Genomic DNA, 14,884 nt, shown 5'->3' on the forward strand with positions numbered 1-14,884 from the left:
TCCTCCACCGCCCTGATCGGCTTCGGACTCGCCCTCCGTGCCGTCTCCACCTGATCGCTCTCGACCACGGCGAGTCCGTGGTCATCGAAACCGAAATACAGGCGTTCCTCTCGACGTAGCTTCGCCACAAGGACTTCCGGCCGCCTTGCGATCGCACGCACCAGACGCCGCCAGGCCCGCCCTACGGGCGGACGACGCTACTTTCGAAACACGCCCTAGGCGCAGGATGGGCACAGCCCGCGGTAGGTGACCTCGGCCTCGGAGACCGTGAAGCCGAACCGTTCCACCGCCGGGAGGTCGGCCAGCGGATCGCCAGTGGGGTGGACATCGCGGATGGTGCCGCAGCTGGAGCACACCAAGTGCTGGTGCGGGTGGTGTGCGTTGGGGTCGTAGCGTTTGGCGCGGCCGTCGGTGGAGACCTCTATGACCTCACCGAGGGAGACCATCTCGCCCAGGGTGTTGTAGACGGTCGCCCGGGAGATCTCGGGCAGTCGATGCGCCGCGCGGGCGTGCACCTCGTCGGCCGTGAGATGCACGTGGTCGCCATCGAGGACCTCCGCAACGACACGCCGCTGGGAGGTCATCCGCCAGCCGCGTCCTCGCAGTCGCTCCAGCAGGTCACTCATAACGGTTCACCTATTCAGATTCGGTGGGATACCCGAATTTACCAGTGGAGGTAGGGGCCCTGATCGAATATGGGTTTGGCGCGCTTCTTGACTGAGACTCTGTCCATCGTAGGATCGGTTTCGGCAATAGCCCAGGGACAGGAAGACTCCAGTACGGCAGGAGACAGAGTGACGGGACCACCGCCGAGGAGCTGTGCGGTGCCGGCCTGCGGGTGGTGACGGCCGCCCGCGTCGCGCTGCTCGAGACCGTCCGGGACGGTGACCACCTCGGCACCGAGGCGATCGCCTCCGGGGCGCGCGATCGGTGGGCCTCATCTCCCTTGAGGACGTGTATGAGGCCCTCCACGCGCTCACTGCGGCGTGACTCGTACGCCGCGTCGACCCGGTCGGGAGTCCGGCCCGGTTCGAGCGACGCCGCGGGGACAACCACCACCACACCGTGTCCCTGTTGTGCGGTGTCGTCGCTGATGTCGAACCGCGCGGTCGGTGAGGCGCCCCGCCTGCCCGCGTCCGACGACCACGGCTGCTCGATCAATGGGCCGAGGCCATCTGCTGGAGTCTGTGCCCCGACTGTTCCACCGCCCGCAGTTCCTGAACACCGTGATCCGCCCAGTACGGAAGGATTCCCATGTCGGAGAACCACGATGCAGTCGTCGTAGACGCGAAAACGGAAGGCGGAGGTGGTTGCCCGGTCGTGCACGGGCGCGCCCCGCACCCGACTCAGGGCGGCGGAAACCGTCAGTGGTGGCCGGATCGGCTCAACCTGAAGGTCCTCGCCAAGAACCCGGCTGTGGCCAATCCCCTCGGCGAGGAGTTCGACTACGCCGAGGCGTTCAAGAGCCTCGAACTCCCGGCCGTGAAGCGGGACATCGCGGAGGTACTGACGGACTCGCAGGACTGGTGGCCGGCCGACTTCGGTCACTACGGCCCGTTCATGATCCGGATGGCGTGGCACAGCGCGGGCACCTACCGGATCAGCGACGGCCGCGGCGGCGCCGGGGCCGGCCAGCAGCGCTTCGCCCCCCTCAACAGCTGGCCGGACAACGGGAACCTCGACAAGGCCCGCCGTCTGCTGTGGCCGGTCAAGAAGAAGTACGGCCAGAGCATCTCGTGGGCCGACCTCATGATCCTCGCCGGCAACGTCGCCCTGGAGTCGATGGGCTTCAAGACCTTCGGCTTCGGCGGCGGTCGTGCGGACGTGTGGGAGCCCGACGAGGACGTCTACTGGGGTCCCGAGACCACCTGGCTCGGCGATGAGCGCTACACCGGCGACCGAGAGCTGGAAAACCCCCTCGGCGCGGTCCAGATGGGCCTCATCTACGTCAACCCGGAGGGCCCGAACGGCAACCCGGACCCGCTCGCCGCGGCCCGCGACATCCGTGAGACGTTCCGCCGGATGGCGATGAACGACGAGGAGACGGTCGCCCTGATCGCGGGCGGTCACACCTTCGGCAAGACGCACGGTGCGGGCCCCGCGGAAAACGTCGGCCCCGACCCCGAGGGCGCCTCGCTCGAGGAGCAGGGTCTCGGCTGGAGGAACTCGTATCGCACCGGCAAGGGCGGCGACACGATCACCAGCGGCCTCGAGGGTACATGGACGAACACCCCGGTGACCTGGGACAACAGCTTCTTCGAGATCCTGTTCGGCTACGAGTGGGAGCTGTTCCAGAGCCCCGCCGGTGCGCACCAGTGGAGGCCGAAGGACAGCTCCGGGGCGGGCACCGTCCCCGATGCCCACGACCCGTCGAAGAGCCACGCCCCGACGATGTTGACGACCGACCTCTCGCTCCGGTTCGACCCGGCCTACGAGCAGATCTCGCGACGCTTCCTCCAGAACCCCGACGAGTTCGCGGACGCCTTCGCCCGGGCGTGGTTCAAGCTGACCCACCGCGACATGGGCCCGACCCTGCGCTACCTCGGCCCGGAGGTCCCGGCCGAGACGCTGCTGTGGCAGGACCCTCTCCCCGCGGTGACGCACGAGTTCATCGACGCCGAGGACATCGCCGCCCTCAAGGGTCAGATCCTCGCCTCCGACCTGTCGGTGTCCCAGCTCGTTTCCACCGCGTGGGCGTCGGCCTCGTCCTTCCGTGGCAGCGACAAGCGTGGCGGCGCCAACGGCGCGCGCATTCGCCTCCAGCCGCAGAACGGGTGGGCGGTCAACGACCCCGACCAGCTGGCGGTGGTGCTGCGCACCCTGGAGGGGATCCAGGAGTCCTTCAACGCCACCCGGTCCGGCGGCAAACAGGTTTCGCTCGCCGATCTGATCGTGCTCGCCGGTGGTGCGGCCGTCGAGCAGGCCGCCAAGGACGCCGGATTCGACATCGAGGTGCCCTTCACGCCGGGCCGCGTGGACGCGTCGCAGGAACAGACCGACGTGGAGTCGTTCGCCGCGCTCGAGCCGGCCGCCGACGGATTCCGCAACTACCTCGGGAAGGGCAACCGGCTGCCGGCTGAGTACCTGCTGATCGACCGGGCGAACCTGCTGACCCTGAGCGCCCCCGAGATGACCGTTCTCGTCGGTGGCCTCCGCGTCCTGGGCGCGAACTACCAGCAGTCGCCGCTCGGCGTCTTCACCACGACCCCCGGGTCTCTGACCAACGACTTCTTCGTCAACCTGCTCGACCTGGGCACGACGTGGAAGGCAACGTCCGAGGACGCGAACACATTCGAGGGTCGCGACGCCGCCACGGGCGAGGTCAAGTGGACCGGCAGCCGCGCCGACCTCGTCTTCGGGTCGAACTCCGAGCTGCGCGCGCTCGCGGAGGTCTACGCGGGCGATGACGCGAAGAAGAAGTTCGTGAACGACTTCGTCGCGGCGTGGGACAAGGTGATGAACCTCGACCGGTTCGACCTTGTCTGATCACGACGTCCAGGTCGGCCCGCGCAGGATGGCCACCTGTCCGGCCTCGATGGTCGCCCCCGTTGTCCTGGTCCTCAGGCACAACGCCGAGGCGGCAACCGCTGTTGCTGCCGTTGGCGGGTCGGTGACCGCAACGGGAGGCGCCCAGGCGGACGTGCGCTTTCGCCGATAGCCAGCGACGGCCCGAACCTCCGCCGGGCCGTGAGAAGCCCCGGACCGAAGATCCGAGGCTTCTCACGTGCCCGCGTGGAGCGGCTCGGACAGCGACGGTCCACACGGTGTGGTCGAGGTGTTCGGTGAAGGCGATCACGGCAGCCCAAGGTCCACTGCCTGCGCGCAGAAACGTTCCATCGAGGCCTCGGGCCGACGAGGGAGCCTGAGCCCAGAACTGAGGTAACACAAGGAAAGCGGATGGGTTCTGTTGGAGGCCGGACGGATCAGGCAGATCAGGTGCGCCAGCGATGTGCGTAACCTTCCCTCAGCGGTCCGCCGAGCAGGTCGAGTACCCCCTCAGCCGCAGACGCCAACGGAGTGGGATCGGCATGTTCCGCCAAAGCTTGATGGCCGTCCAGCAGTGCCTTTCCCCGTACTGGGTCCGCGCTCAGCAGCCTGCGGGGCAACCACTTGCCGATGCCCGTCCAGGCGCCGTGGTAGGCAGTGAGCAGGTGCGCAGCCTCGCGCAGGGTGAAGTCGGCGAGTGCGAGCTGTTCATAGCGGTTGGCCGACGGGGTATCGACCAGATCGTCCATGTAGCAGGTGAGGCCGTAGCGGCCTCGTTCCCATTCCGCCGACGTGAGGGGAGGCGGACCGGCCGCGAGTACCGCTCGGGCCTGATTGCGCGCACGGGAAAGATCGCCGTGCGGGTCCATCAACGGCAGGCCCTGGTCATAGATGAACAGGACCGTGCCGCGGCGACGGGCTCTGTCCCACTCGAAGAATTCCGGTATGTCCGCAAGAGTGTTCAGGAACAGCTCAGCCAGGCGGCCCTCATGGCGCACTACCTCACGGCGGCTGACGTCTGTGTCCGGCAGGAGGATGGCCACGTCCAAGTCGCTGGCCGCGGTGGCGCGGCCCTGGGCAACCGATCCCCCCAGCATGGCACCCAGGGCATCTGGGAAGCGGGTCGTGACCAAACGTAGAGCCTGGGCAGCAAGAGTTTCTTGATCATGCATGGTGCCCATCGTGCCATCCGCGAGGAACGCAGGTCAGGGGCTGAGGCACACAACCAACATCCCCTGCTGTCAGGGACTCCACGCTACGAGGGGAACCTCACCAGCAGGGGGTCGGAGGGGAGCACAATTGGCCGGAGACGCGCTGGACTTCTTTCAAAGTTCGACTGAAGGCAGCAGCGCTCCGGAATCGTGCGGTACCGGACCAGTCCCCGGCGCTTTTCACAGAGCGCGGTGCATGATGTGCAGCCCGACGTAGCCCTTCTTCGGGTGGCGGAAGCCCTCCGGCAGTGTGCCCAGTACCTCAAAGCCGAGTGCCCGGTACAGGTTCACCGCATGGACGTTGGTCTCCACCACCGCGTTGAACTGCATGGCTCGGTAGCCCGCAGCACGTGCCCACTGCATCGTGTATTCGCATAGCGCGCGCCCCACGCCCTGCCCGGAGTGCGCCGGGTCGACCATGTAGCTGGCGCTCGCGATGTGCGATCCGTTGCCCATGTGGTTGCGGTTCATCTTTGCCGTGCCCAGGACCGTACCCGAGTCGTCCACCGCGACGACGGTCCGGTTGGGGGATGGCAGGATCCACCAGTCACAGCCTTGGTCCTGGCCGAGATCCGTCGGATAGGTGAAGGTCTCACCTGCGGCGACGATGGTGTGGAAGAAGGGCCAGATGGCGGCCCAGTCCTCGGGGTTGGCTTCCCTGATCAACATGCGGTCAGGATGCCTGAAGGGGAACGCGATCTCCAGCACTTTTCCCGCCCAGGACATCGTCGGGTTCCGCGGGTGACCCCCATCTGGCGGGGGCTCGGGTACAGGAGCTGGGGTGCGCGCAGGGAGGGTCCGTATGCGTGGGGAGGTGAGCTCAAGGCGGCCGTGAACTGTCGGTACGTGGGTATCGCCGCAGCGGCGGAGTACCTGGTCACGTCGGAGCGCTGAATGTACGGCGACTCCCGGCAGCACGGAATCCCTCGCTACTGCCGTGGGGACGCCTCGAGTTCATGGTCCCGGATCTCGATCGAAAGGCTTCGTCGGCCTGCAGATCAGGTACCGCCATTCTGACTGACGGCCGTTCGATACGGTCCGGCAGTGAAAGCTTACGTCATGCCACCGTCCACATTGCTCCACGTTGAACGAAGTGTCCGTCATATGCCAACCCGGGCTGATCTGTTGACAGTTGTGAACCCGTGTGGTCCATGGGGCGGCTGCGTGAACCTGTGAGCTGGGCAGTACTGTGCGCCTCACCGCTATTCAGCGATGAAACATGTGGAGGAACAATCCATGACCATACCCAGGAGATCGTTGCGTGCCGCGGGGACATTCGCGGCCGCTACGGTTGTCGGCCTGACCGGCGCGGTCCTTTCCGCCGGCCCGGCCGCAGCTCACACCCCCACCTGGGCCGTGACCTGTAATGAAGTGACGCTTGACCTGACCGCCTACAACAACGACGTCGCCAACACGGTGACCGTCACTGTTGACGGCAAGGACCTCCTGCCCACCGAGACATTCGGCAAGGAGTTCCACAAGACGCTCGAACTGCCGAAGCATGACCAGGAACTGACAGTCCACCTGGTGGTGAAGGCCGGCGACGGCGACCGGTTCTCGAAGGACGACACCAAGCAGGCACCGGTGTGTGAGGACAACACCCCGACGGCCACGCCGACGCCGTCCGAGTCGAAGCCCGCCGAGGAGCCCACGACGGAGGCGCCCGCGCCGAGCGCCACGCCGAGCCAGAGCTCTCCCGAGACCGCGCCTGCCGCGGCCTCGCCGAGCCCCAGCTCGCCCGACCTGGCCGAGACCGGTTCGTCGTCCGCCACGCCCATCATCGGTGGTGCGGCTGTCGCCGTGCTGCTGGCCGGTGGCGGCATCATGTGGTCGGTGCGCAAGCGTCGTACCACGCAGGGCTGACGTAGCTCAGTAGTCCGCCGGTTCGGGCGCAGGACCACGCCGAGACCGCCGGACGAGGGGCGTGCCGTATCACGCATTGCGTGACGGCGCGCCCCTCAGCGCTTCCTCAACTCACAGCTTTCTCAACGTCGTTCCTCCGTGGACTCGGACGGACCCGGGGTCTCCACATGCTCCGCGGACTCATGGGTCTCCGCGGCGGCGACCGGCGGCCCGGAGGCGGGCAGTGTGGCAGGTCCGATCTCGCACCACACGGCCTTCCCCTCGCCGCGCGGCTCGACGCCCCAGCGCACGGCGACCGCGTCGAGAAGCAGCAGACCGCGTCCCGATGTCGCTGTCTCGCCGGGAGTCCGGCGCCTCGGCCAGGCACTGGAGCGGTCCTGCACCGAAAGCCGCACCCGGCGGACAGGCTCCGGCAGGACCTCCAACGTGAGCACTGCCCCGCCCTCGGTGTGCAGAAGCACATTCACCAGCAGCTCACCGGTGACCAGTTCGGCATCGTCGGCGAGATCGGCCATGTTCCAGTCCCGCAGTGCCTGACGCACGATGGAGCGGGCATCGGAGAGACCCTCGGGATCCGCCTGGTGGATGTACTGGTGCAAGCGCGGCGCCCGCCGCGAACCCGGGTCCGGACTGCGCCGGAGGATCAGCAGCGCCACATCGTCCCCCGCGCCCCAGCGCTCCCAGAGCCGGTCGGACAAATGATCGGCCAGTGCCTGCGCACTCGCGGGCCCCGTGCTCACCTCGTGGATCAGCGCACGGACACCCGATTCGATATCGGCGCCCGGTTTCTCCACCAGCCCATCGGTGTACAGGACGAGGGTTTCGCCGGGCACCAGGTCGAGACGCGTCTCCGGGTACTCCTCGTTCTCGAAGTCGGTGGAGAGCCCCAGGGGCAGACCGCCCCGTATCTGCGGAGTGCCGACCCGGCCGTCCATGTGTCGGATCAGCGGACCGAAGTGCCCGGCGCGGACCACGCGTACGGTACCCGAGGGGAGGTCGACCTGCGCGTATGTGCAGGTGGCGAAGCGGTCCGTGTCCAGTTCGGCGAGAAAGCGCGAGGCCCGGGCCAGCACCGTCGCCGGCGGGTGTCCCTCGCCCGCGTACGCGCGCAGGGCGATGCGCAGCTGGCCCATGATGGCGGCCGCATGGGTGTCATGTCCTTCCACGTCGCCCACGACGATGCCGAAGCGGTTCTTGGGCAGCGCGATCACGTCGTACCAGTCGCCGCCGACCTGCCGCCCGCTGCGTGCCGCGTGGTAGCGCACGGCGATCTCGCCGCCCTCGATCTCCTGGATCCGCCGGGGAAGCATCGCCGACTGCAGCCCGGTGGCGAACTCCCGCTCCTCGTCGAAGAGGGTCGCCCGCTGCAGTGACTGGGCCACGATCGCCGCGAGCCCCAGACACAGGTTGCGTTCGTCGGCGTTGAAGGCCGTCCGCTCGCAGTAGAAGAGCGCGAGACCGCCCAGTGATCGCGCCTGCGCGACCAGCGGAAGGTAAGCGGCGGCGCGGAACTTCAGCTGGTCCCTGTACGGCTCCAGGGCCGGATACCGCCGCAGGAGGCCGACGGTCGAGGTCACGAAACAGGGCCGACCGCTCAGGACCGTATCGGCCAGTGGGAACCGCGGATCGAGGGTCCCGGACCCGATCTCGATGATGCTCTCCGGCGCGACCCCGCTCACCGCGATGACATTCAGGGAGGTGTTCTCCACCAGACCGAGGGCGAGCCCGTCCGCGCCGAGCATGGCCAGACCGCTGGGACCGGTGAGTGTGGCGGTCACGTCGTTCACGCTCACCGCACGCGACATCGCACTTGTTGTGCGTTCAACGATGCTTGTCTGTCGTTGGCGGCGTTTCTCCAGGTCCAGCACGAAGGCCGAATGGGTGACCTCCGCCGTCGCGTCTCGCACGACCCCGATGACCCGGTGCGCCCGCCCGTCGTCCCTCCGCAGAATGCGCGCCTGGACATGTGTCCACTGGTGGGTGCCGTTCTCACGCGGAACCTGGAAATGGACGCTGTACGAACTGTGGCCACGCGTGATGGCCTCGTTGATCGTAAGTTCCAGCCGGGCCCGTTCCGCCGGGTCGAGCCGTGAAACCAGAATTCCCGGGTCGGGGGTGAACTCCTCCGGGTCCAGTCCGAAGACGAGCAGACCTGCCGCGTCGATGTCCAGTGACCGCGCATCCAGGTCCCACTCGAAGCTGCCCGTGCGATTCAGGGCAAGCCGTTCCTCCGTCCCGGTCTCGCCACTGTACGGCCGGTCGATCTGCAGGCGGGGCGTATCGTCGGAGTCTGGCTCCTGGTCGTGGTCGGTCATTCCTGCTCCGGAGATCGTCCGGCGGGATTGGCGGACAGTACGGCCTGTATGTGTGTCTTGTACGTGTCTCAATTGTCGAACCTGGCCTCGAGTACTGCCACAGCGGAGCCGGCGTCCCCACTGGCCCGCCGAACGCGTCCCTGCGGGTCCTCGGTACCCCTGCTGCCCCGACCTGCGGACCGCCATCGCAGAATGAGCAACGGAAGATCGTCCGTGACCGGCGGGCGATACAACCCAGGGGCTGACCGGAGCGCACTGATGAACAACGAAGACCCCGTCCTGCTGCACACCGAGGGCCGCACCCGGCACATCACGCTCAACCGCCCACGCGCACTGAACGCGCTGACCCACACCATGGTGCTCCGCGTCGATGAAGCCCTCACCGGGGCAGAACACGACGACTCGGTGACGGCGGTGCTGATCAGCGGGGCGGGGGAGCGTGGCCTCTGCGCAGGCGGGGACATCCGCGCCGTATATGAGGACGCCCGAGCGGGCGGCTCCGCATCGCTGGACTTCTGGCGTGACGAGTACCGGCTGAATGCCCGTATCGCCCGCTTCCCCAAGCCGTACGTCGCGCTCATGGACGGCATCGTGATGGGTGGCGGGGTGGGCATCTCGGCCCACGGAAGTGTCCGTGTCGTCACGGAACGCTCCCGCGTCGCCATGCCGGAGACCGGTATCGGCTTCGTACCCGACGTGGGCGGGACCCATCTCCTCGCCTCCGCACCCGGTGAACTCGGCACCCACCTGGCGCTCACCGGGGACGCCGTCGGAGCAGCCGACGCCCTGCTGTGCGGGCTCGCGGACCATTTCGTACCGTCGCGGCATCTCCCGGAAATGACCCGGGAACTGGCCGGGGCCGCGACGCCCGCCGACGTCACGGAGGCGGTGCGGCAGTACGTCACCGAGGCGCCGGTCGCCGAACTGGCCGCGCATCGCGACTGGATCGACGCCTGCTATGCGGCGGACTCGGTCGAGGAGATCGTCGATCGGCTCCAGAACTGCGGCGTATCCGCCGCGAAGGAGACCGCCGAGACGATTCTGGCCAAGTCGCCCACCGCACTCAAGGCGACCCTTGCCTCGGTGCGCAGCGCCCGGCTCCTCAACAGCTTGGAGGGGGTGCTCGATCAGGAGTTCCGCGTCTCCTGCACCGCCTTCACCCGGCCCGATCTGGTGGAAGGTGTGCGCGCCCAGATCATCGACAAGGACCGCAACCCGCAGTGGAGCCCGGCCCGGCTGGACCAGGTCACGACGGCTGACGTGGCAGCGTTCTTCACCCCCTTGGGCGGCCGCGAACTCGGACTCGCCTGCGACGCCTCGGCCGCCGGCTGAGGCACGCGGCGACCCGGGCACGATTCACGGGCCCGGCTACGTGTGCGGGAGCTCGGGCGGCCCCGTGTTCCGGCGAGCGGCCACCGCATCGAAGAGATCCCAGCCGTCGAGCTGCTCGGTCGAGGCGGTGTCCGGGTGCCACCCGCCGGACACCGCCTCGTCGAGCAGGGCCCTGACGGTTCCGGGCTTGTGCGGGTTCAGCCAGCCGCCCTGCGTGGTGCCGACGGCTCCCGAGGGGAGAAAGCCGTCGGGGACCAGCCGGCCGGTGCCCTCCTGGAACACGATCAGGAGCCGCCCGCGTGCGCGGTAGTGGCGGATCGTGAGGATCTCGCGGCAGTTGCGGTACGTGCCCTCTTCGACATCGTGGTCATGACCGACCGACCAGAGGAACGTCTCGTCGTTCACCACGAGACGTCGGGCGTTCCTGCTGCTTCGAACCGTCGGCGGACCGCCGTCCTTGTCGTCGTGCCTGCGGTCAGAAGAACAGTCTGACCCTTGTCTCGATCAGCAGGGGCTCACCGGTCCTGCGCCACGCGGCGCAGCGCCTCCCGCACCGCGTGGGGCCCTGGCGGAAGAACGTCTGCTCGCGGGTATCGGTCCAGTGCCACGAGAGGGCGCGCACCACGACCCGGGCGCCGACGGGATCGCCACGGCGGGCCTCCGGAGCCGTGACCTCCTCGGCGGCCGGCTTCCGCATCACGCGCCCGGCGAGAGACTCTTCGTACTCCGCCGCCGGTTCCGGCTCTGCTGTGCAGGCGAACTCGCAGGACGGGACCGTTCCCTCCGGCAGCGACTCGAAGTCCGGCTCCACCCTTCCGCACGTCGACGCCGACCGTCGGACGTGGGTACACCTTTACGCCCCGAACAGGGCGGGCGAGTGCGAGCGTCCGTGGAGCTGCAGTCATGGCAGCCACCGTAGGGGCGCTGGCACCGCTGTGTCACCGGCATGCCGGCCGCGCTGCCTCGGCTTGTCCGAGGGCACCGACCGAGGCGGCCGCCGGTTCCCTCCCCTCGGGAACGAACCGGCCGCCGCCGCGGGCGCCGCAGCCCGGTCCGCCACACTGCGCGGTATGCAATGTCCCGTGCTGCTCAGCAACCGCTGCCGGACATGCTCGGCTGCAGGGTTCGCACGAGGTCGAAGAACCGGGCCTCATTGCCGCAGAGCCCTGCACGTTGCAGTGCACCGTCGGCCTCCGCCATCGGCGAGGCGAGCAGGGGCAGGTACAACGGCGACTCGTCCGGGTCCGCGAGGGCGGCCCGAGTGGCCTCCAGCAGCCGGACGTACGCCTGGGCCGCGACGAGTTCGTCATTGCGCATCTCAGCATCTCCTGGTCAGAGGTGTCGGACCATCAAGCATCTCTCATGGGTCTGACATTGATACTCGTAGCCGGGTTCCGGTGGCCGTGGCACTGGGTCTGACCGACGTCCTGCTGGTCTGTTCTGCGATGGGTTCGTCCGGCTGCCGGGACCCGTTCTTCATGGCTCCGGCCAGGTGGAACGTGACCTGATAGGAGCTTGGCCAGAAGCCCCCTCAATGTCCTGTCCGTCCCACCCGGCCGGGCGTCACCTCCGGCTAGGAAGGCAGCACCACGTGCACACCCGCCGCAACTTGATCGGTGCTGGCTGGACTTTTGCCTCGTTCGCGCTGGCGGCGCCCGGATCAGAAACAGGGTTCCACCATGATGTGGATCTGGCCATGGGGCCGAACACAGACAGGAGCAGATCCGGACCAGCCTGGAAGCGTCAGTCCGGGGCACACTCGGCGCGGGCGGGCCATCGGGCGTGCCCTGGACTGCTTGACAACTCAGCAGGTGAGCCGCGCGTCCGCCCAGTCGGCATGGTCGTACTGGTTGCCGTCGCCGCCGTCGGTGACGCGTAGGTGGAGCATGGTCGCCCCGGCGAGGTCGACGTCGACGGGGCTCGCCGGCTCAGTGCCGGTCAGGAGAGGGCTCTTCCACACTTGCTTGCCGTCCGCCCAGACTTCGAAGATCACGCTGCCGCCGGCCGCGGCCTCCGCGTCGACGCCGACGGCCGCAGTGAGCTTGGAACACTGCTTGCCGAGGTAGAGCCCGACGTCGGAGGCCGCGTGCACGCCGAGACCCTTGGTAAAGGCAGCGGTGCCTATCGTGATGGGCCCGCCGTCATCGGCGGCCTGTTCGCCGTTGCTGTGGTCGCGTTCGACGGGGCCCCAGCCGTTGGTCTCGGAGACGAAGGTCAGATCGCTCACCCACGCCTGGCCCTTCGGCGGGTCCGGCGGGGGCGCCACCGATACTGTCACAGGGTTGGAGCGGACTTGCTTGCCGCCGATCGTGGCCTGGGCGGTGACGACGGACTGCCCGATGCCGACCCCTGTGACCAGGCCCTGGGTGTCAACCGTGGCGACGGAGGGGTTCGAACTGGTGTAGGTGACTGCGGGTGCGCTGGTGATGTTGTCGGCATTCAGGGCCAGACCGTCGCCGGTGACGGTGACCTCTGAGGCGGCCATGTCGGCGGTGTTGACACGCTTGTTGAAGCCGTCGTCATAGGTGTTGCCGGCGAGGTTGATGTCGTTGGCACCGTCGAAGGTGAACAGCGGCACGGTGCTGCTCGGGGGCGGAGCGTCCGTGGAGAGATTTGCGGTGCCTCCGATGTACAGCGGTTGGTCCGGCCCGGTCAGATGCAGGTGGGCGTAGTGCTGGATCCTGTTGCCGCGGAAGGTCAGGGCACCGACACTACGGCCGGAGACCACCGTTGCGGAGGTGAGGTTGAAGTCGTTGTCCTCGATGAGGACGTTGCGGTGCACCGGCTGGCCGGCGACGAGATCCTGGTTGGTGGGGTCGAAGGAGATGACCGGGCTCGCCGGGCGGTCGAAGACGTTGCCGCGGATGACGACGTCTCGTACGGGTCCGGACTCGTACCAGGATTGCGCATCGGACGAGATGTAGATGCTGGACATGCTCATGCCGTCGAAGTGGTTGTTCTCAATCCGCACGGGCTTGCGGGTGGTGACGAGAATGCCTCGGGTGGGGACCGCCTGGAAGGTATTGCCCTTGATCTCGACGGACGGCGTATAGCTGATGTTCTCCGCGGCGTAGTCGCCGGGGGCGTCGACGACCGACTCGGGCAGGTGCCGGTCGACAGCCACGGTCATGGTGCGCAGGTACGTCTCCGGATCGGCGCCGGCAGGGACGCTCGTGCCTGTGGGTCCGTCCACCGAGACCACGGTGGCCGTCGCGCCGGGCACCGCCAGCATGGTGTGCTTGTTGACCAGTTCGATCTCGTCGCCGGGGTGGAACTGCGGAAAGCCCGACGTCTCGTTGTGCATGTACCGAAGGTGCAGCTTTTTCCGCTTCGCTTCCACGGCGGTCACCTGGAGATAGGTGCCGTGGACGTTGATGGGGTCGTCCTGCGGGTTGTCGAAGACGCAGTTGGTGATGCGAACGGTGCCCTTGACGCCGGACATCTGGATGTGGTCGGCGAAGCTCGATGTGACGCGCCCGGTGCTGCGATCGGTCTTGAACGCGACCGAGTCGATGGTGATGTCCTTGCTGAACTGGCCGACCATTCCGAAGCCGTGGAGATAACCGAGCCGCAGATGGTCGACGGTGACCCGGGCCGATTCCCAGAACAGGGCGGCCGGGGTGTCCCGTGTGGTCTCGCGCATCGCGTAGACGTATCCGTCGTCCATCGGCGCGGTGCCGTTGGCGTAGACGATCTCCAGTCGGTTACCACCCAGGTCGGTGATCTTGGCGACGTTCTTGAAGACCGGGTTCGATGTGCGCCAGGTCCTGTTGGACGCAGGGTCGTGGACTTGCGCGTAGTTGAAGGAGTTCGTACCCGTCCAGTACGGCTGCCCAGTCGCCGGGCTCCGCTCGCCGGACCACCGCACCGAGGTGCCCTCCACGGCGTAGTGATAGGTCCGGGGCACAGTGATGATGCGGTAGGCCCGTCCTTTCGTGACGCCGGTCTCGGCCACCGTGATATCGACTGTCTTGGGAGCGACCCAGTCCTGCGAGAAGTTGGTGAACCGCACCTTGGTGGATCGGATCGCGGCGAACACGGTCTGGAATCCGTGGTCGAGGATCGTCGAGCCGCCGCCGTCGACCACGACGTCGTGCATGTCCTCGAGGAGAATGCCGATGTTCTTCGTCTTCAACGACTGGTCCGCGCCGATCGTGTTGCTGACGTAGAGCTCCCGCTTGGGGGTGTGCTCTGGATAGATCTGGTACGTGCCGGGCGCGAAGTGGATGGTGGTGGGACGGTCGATGCTCTTCGCATGCGCTATGGCGGCTGCGACCCCGGCCGCCGAATCCGACTTTCCGGTGGGGTCCGCGCCGAAGTCCGTGACCTCAACGACGGTACGCCTGGTGTTGTCGACCGACGCTTGGCTCGACGCAGATCCGATGACTGAAGTCTGTTGAACCTGGCTCACATTCTTCTCGGAGGCGACAGCGGGGGGCGTGACACAGAGGGCCGCAACACCGCACGCTGCGACAGCAGAGGCAAGCGCCTTGAAGCGGCAGGGAGTACGGGCACCCCGCGGCTGCATGGATCTCATGGTGTCCCTTTCTGAGAACCGAGCTTGACATCCGATGAATTCGACGCCATGAAGATAGAGGTCAACTCATCAGAAGGGCAAGAGAAGTAACAAAAACCAACACGCTTGGTTCCATGGCTCACGACCGAAGATGCGCTGGC

At 67.4% G+C, this 14,884-nt stretch carries 11 protein-coding genes and 1 pseudogene; 4 read left to right on the forward strand and 8 right to left on the reverse strand.

Annotated features, from left to right (window positions below):
- Positions 1-215: 215 nt before the first annotated feature.
- Complete coding sequence (locus AB0915_RS19705; RefSeq protein ID WP_366692302.1) at positions 216-626, reverse strand: Fur family transcriptional regulator; 411 nt, start codon at positions 624-626, stop codon at positions 216-218.
- Positions 627-841: 215 nt separating this feature from the next.
- Here AB0915_RS19705 and AB0915_RS19710 point away from each other — a divergent pair.
- Positions 842-1,221 (forward strand): annotated as a pseudogene (locus AB0915_RS19710) (transcriptional repressor).
- 33 nt (positions 1,222-1,254) lie between these two features.
- The gene (katG, locus tag AB0915_RS19715) at positions 1,255-3,486 is read left to right on the forward strand and encodes a catalase/peroxidase HPI (protein WP_366692303.1); all 2,232 of its coding nucleotides are present in this window, start codon (positions 1,255-1,257) and stop codon (positions 3,484-3,486) included.
- Positions 3,487-3,932: 446 nt separating this feature from the next.
- On the opposite strand, the gene AB0915_RS19720 is transcribed toward katG, so the two are convergent.
- Together AB0915_RS19720 and AB0915_RS19725 are read right to left on the reverse strand one after the other, a co-directional pair.
- Positions 3,933-4,658 (reverse strand): nucleotidyltransferase domain-containing protein, encoded by a 726-nt coding sequence (locus AB0915_RS19720; RefSeq protein WP_366692304.1) that lies wholly within the window; start codon positions 4,656-4,658, stop codon positions 3,933-3,935.
- Between the two features lie 219 nt (positions 4,659-4,877).
- A complete protein-coding gene (locus tag AB0915_RS19725; RefSeq protein WP_366692305.1) occupies positions 4,878-5,366 on the reverse strand; it encodes a GNAT family N-acetyltransferase in 489 nt (162 codons plus the stop codon).
- A gap of 567 nt (positions 5,367-5,933) precedes the next feature.
- Between AB0915_RS19725 and AB0915_RS19730 the strand changes: the two genes are divergently transcribed.
- Complete coding sequence (locus AB0915_RS19730) at positions 5,934-6,560, forward strand: LAETG motif-containing sortase-dependent surface protein (protein ID WP_366692306.1); 627 nt, start codon at positions 5,934-5,936, stop codon at positions 6,558-6,560.
- A 122-nt stretch (positions 6,561-6,682) separates the two neighbouring features.
- On the opposite strand, the gene AB0915_RS19735 is transcribed toward AB0915_RS19730, so the two are convergent.
- Entirely contained in the window at positions 6,683-8,875 is a 2,193-nt protein-coding gene (locus tag AB0915_RS19735; RefSeq protein ID WP_366692307.1) for a SpoIIE family protein phosphatase, read from the reverse strand.
- 258 nt (positions 8,876-9,133) lie between these two features.
- Between AB0915_RS19735 and AB0915_RS19740 the strand changes: the two genes are divergently transcribed.
- The gene (locus AB0915_RS19740; protein ID WP_366692308.1) at positions 9,134-10,207 is read left to right on the forward strand and encodes an enoyl-CoA hydratase/isomerase family protein; all 1,074 of its coding nucleotides are present in this window, start codon (positions 9,134-9,136) and stop codon (positions 10,205-10,207) included.
- Between the two features lie 36 nt (positions 10,208-10,243).
- Here the strand turns inward: AB0915_RS19740 and AB0915_RS19745 are convergent, their stop codons facing one another.
- The 4 genes from AB0915_RS19745 to AB0915_RS19760 form a co-directional block, all read right to left on the reverse strand.
- On the reverse strand, positions 10,244-10,615 hold the full coding sequence (locus tag AB0915_RS19745; protein ID WP_366692309.1) for a hypothetical protein: 372 nt from the start codon (positions 10,613-10,615) through the stop codon (positions 10,244-10,246).
- Between the two features lie 67 nt (positions 10,616-10,682).
- Positions 10,683-11,018 (reverse strand): hypothetical protein, encoded by a 336-nt coding sequence (locus AB0915_RS19750; RefSeq protein ID WP_366692310.1) that lies wholly within the window; start codon positions 11,016-11,018, stop codon positions 10,683-10,685.
- A gap of 278 nt (positions 11,019-11,296) precedes the next feature.
- Entirely contained in the window at positions 11,297-11,524 is a 228-nt protein-coding gene (locus AB0915_RS19755; protein WP_366692311.1) for a hypothetical protein, read from the reverse strand.
- A 487-nt stretch (positions 11,525-12,011) separates the two neighbouring features.
- Positions 12,012-14,618, reverse strand: a complete 2,607-nt coding sequence (locus AB0915_RS19760) for an NPCBM/NEW2 domain-containing protein (RefSeq protein ID WP_366692312.1) — start codon at positions 14,616-14,618, stop codon at positions 12,012-12,014.
- Positions 14,619-14,884 lie beyond the last annotated feature (266 nt).

The organism is Streptomyces sp. NPDC048411 (assembly GCF_040704695.1).
Lineage (GTDB): Bacteria > Actinomycetota > Actinomycetes > Streptomycetales > Streptomycetaceae > Streptomyces.

Coding starts and splice junctions, on each gene's coding strand:
- AB0915_RS19705 (WP_366692302.1), bottom strand. CDS start 626: ATGAGTGACCTGCTGGAGCGACTGCGAGGACGCGGCTGGCGGATGACC.
- katG (WP_366692303.1), top strand. CDS start 1,255: ATGTCGGAGAACCACGATGCAGTCGTCGTAGACGCGAAAACGGAAGGC.
- AB0915_RS19720 (WP_366692304.1), bottom strand. CDS start 4,658: ATGCATGATCAAGAAACTCTTGCTGCCCAGGCTCTACGTTTGGTCACG.
- AB0915_RS19725 (WP_366692305.1), bottom strand. CDS start 5,366: ATGTTGATCAGGGAAGCCAACCCCGAGGACTGGGCCGCCATCTGGCCC.
- AB0915_RS19730 (WP_366692306.1), top strand. CDS start 5,934: ATGACCATACCCAGGAGATCGTTGCGTGCCGCGGGGACATTCGCGGCC.
- AB0915_RS19735 (WP_366692307.1), bottom strand. CDS start 8,875: ATGACCGACCACGACCAGGAGCCAGACTCCGACGATACGCCCCGCCTG.
- AB0915_RS19740 (WP_366692308.1), top strand. CDS start 9,134: ATGAACAACGAAGACCCCGTCCTGCTGCACACCGAGGGCCGCACCCGG.
- AB0915_RS19755 (WP_366692311.1), bottom strand. CDS start 11,524: ATGCGCAATGACGAACTCGTCGCGGCCCAGGCGTACGTCCGGCTGCTG.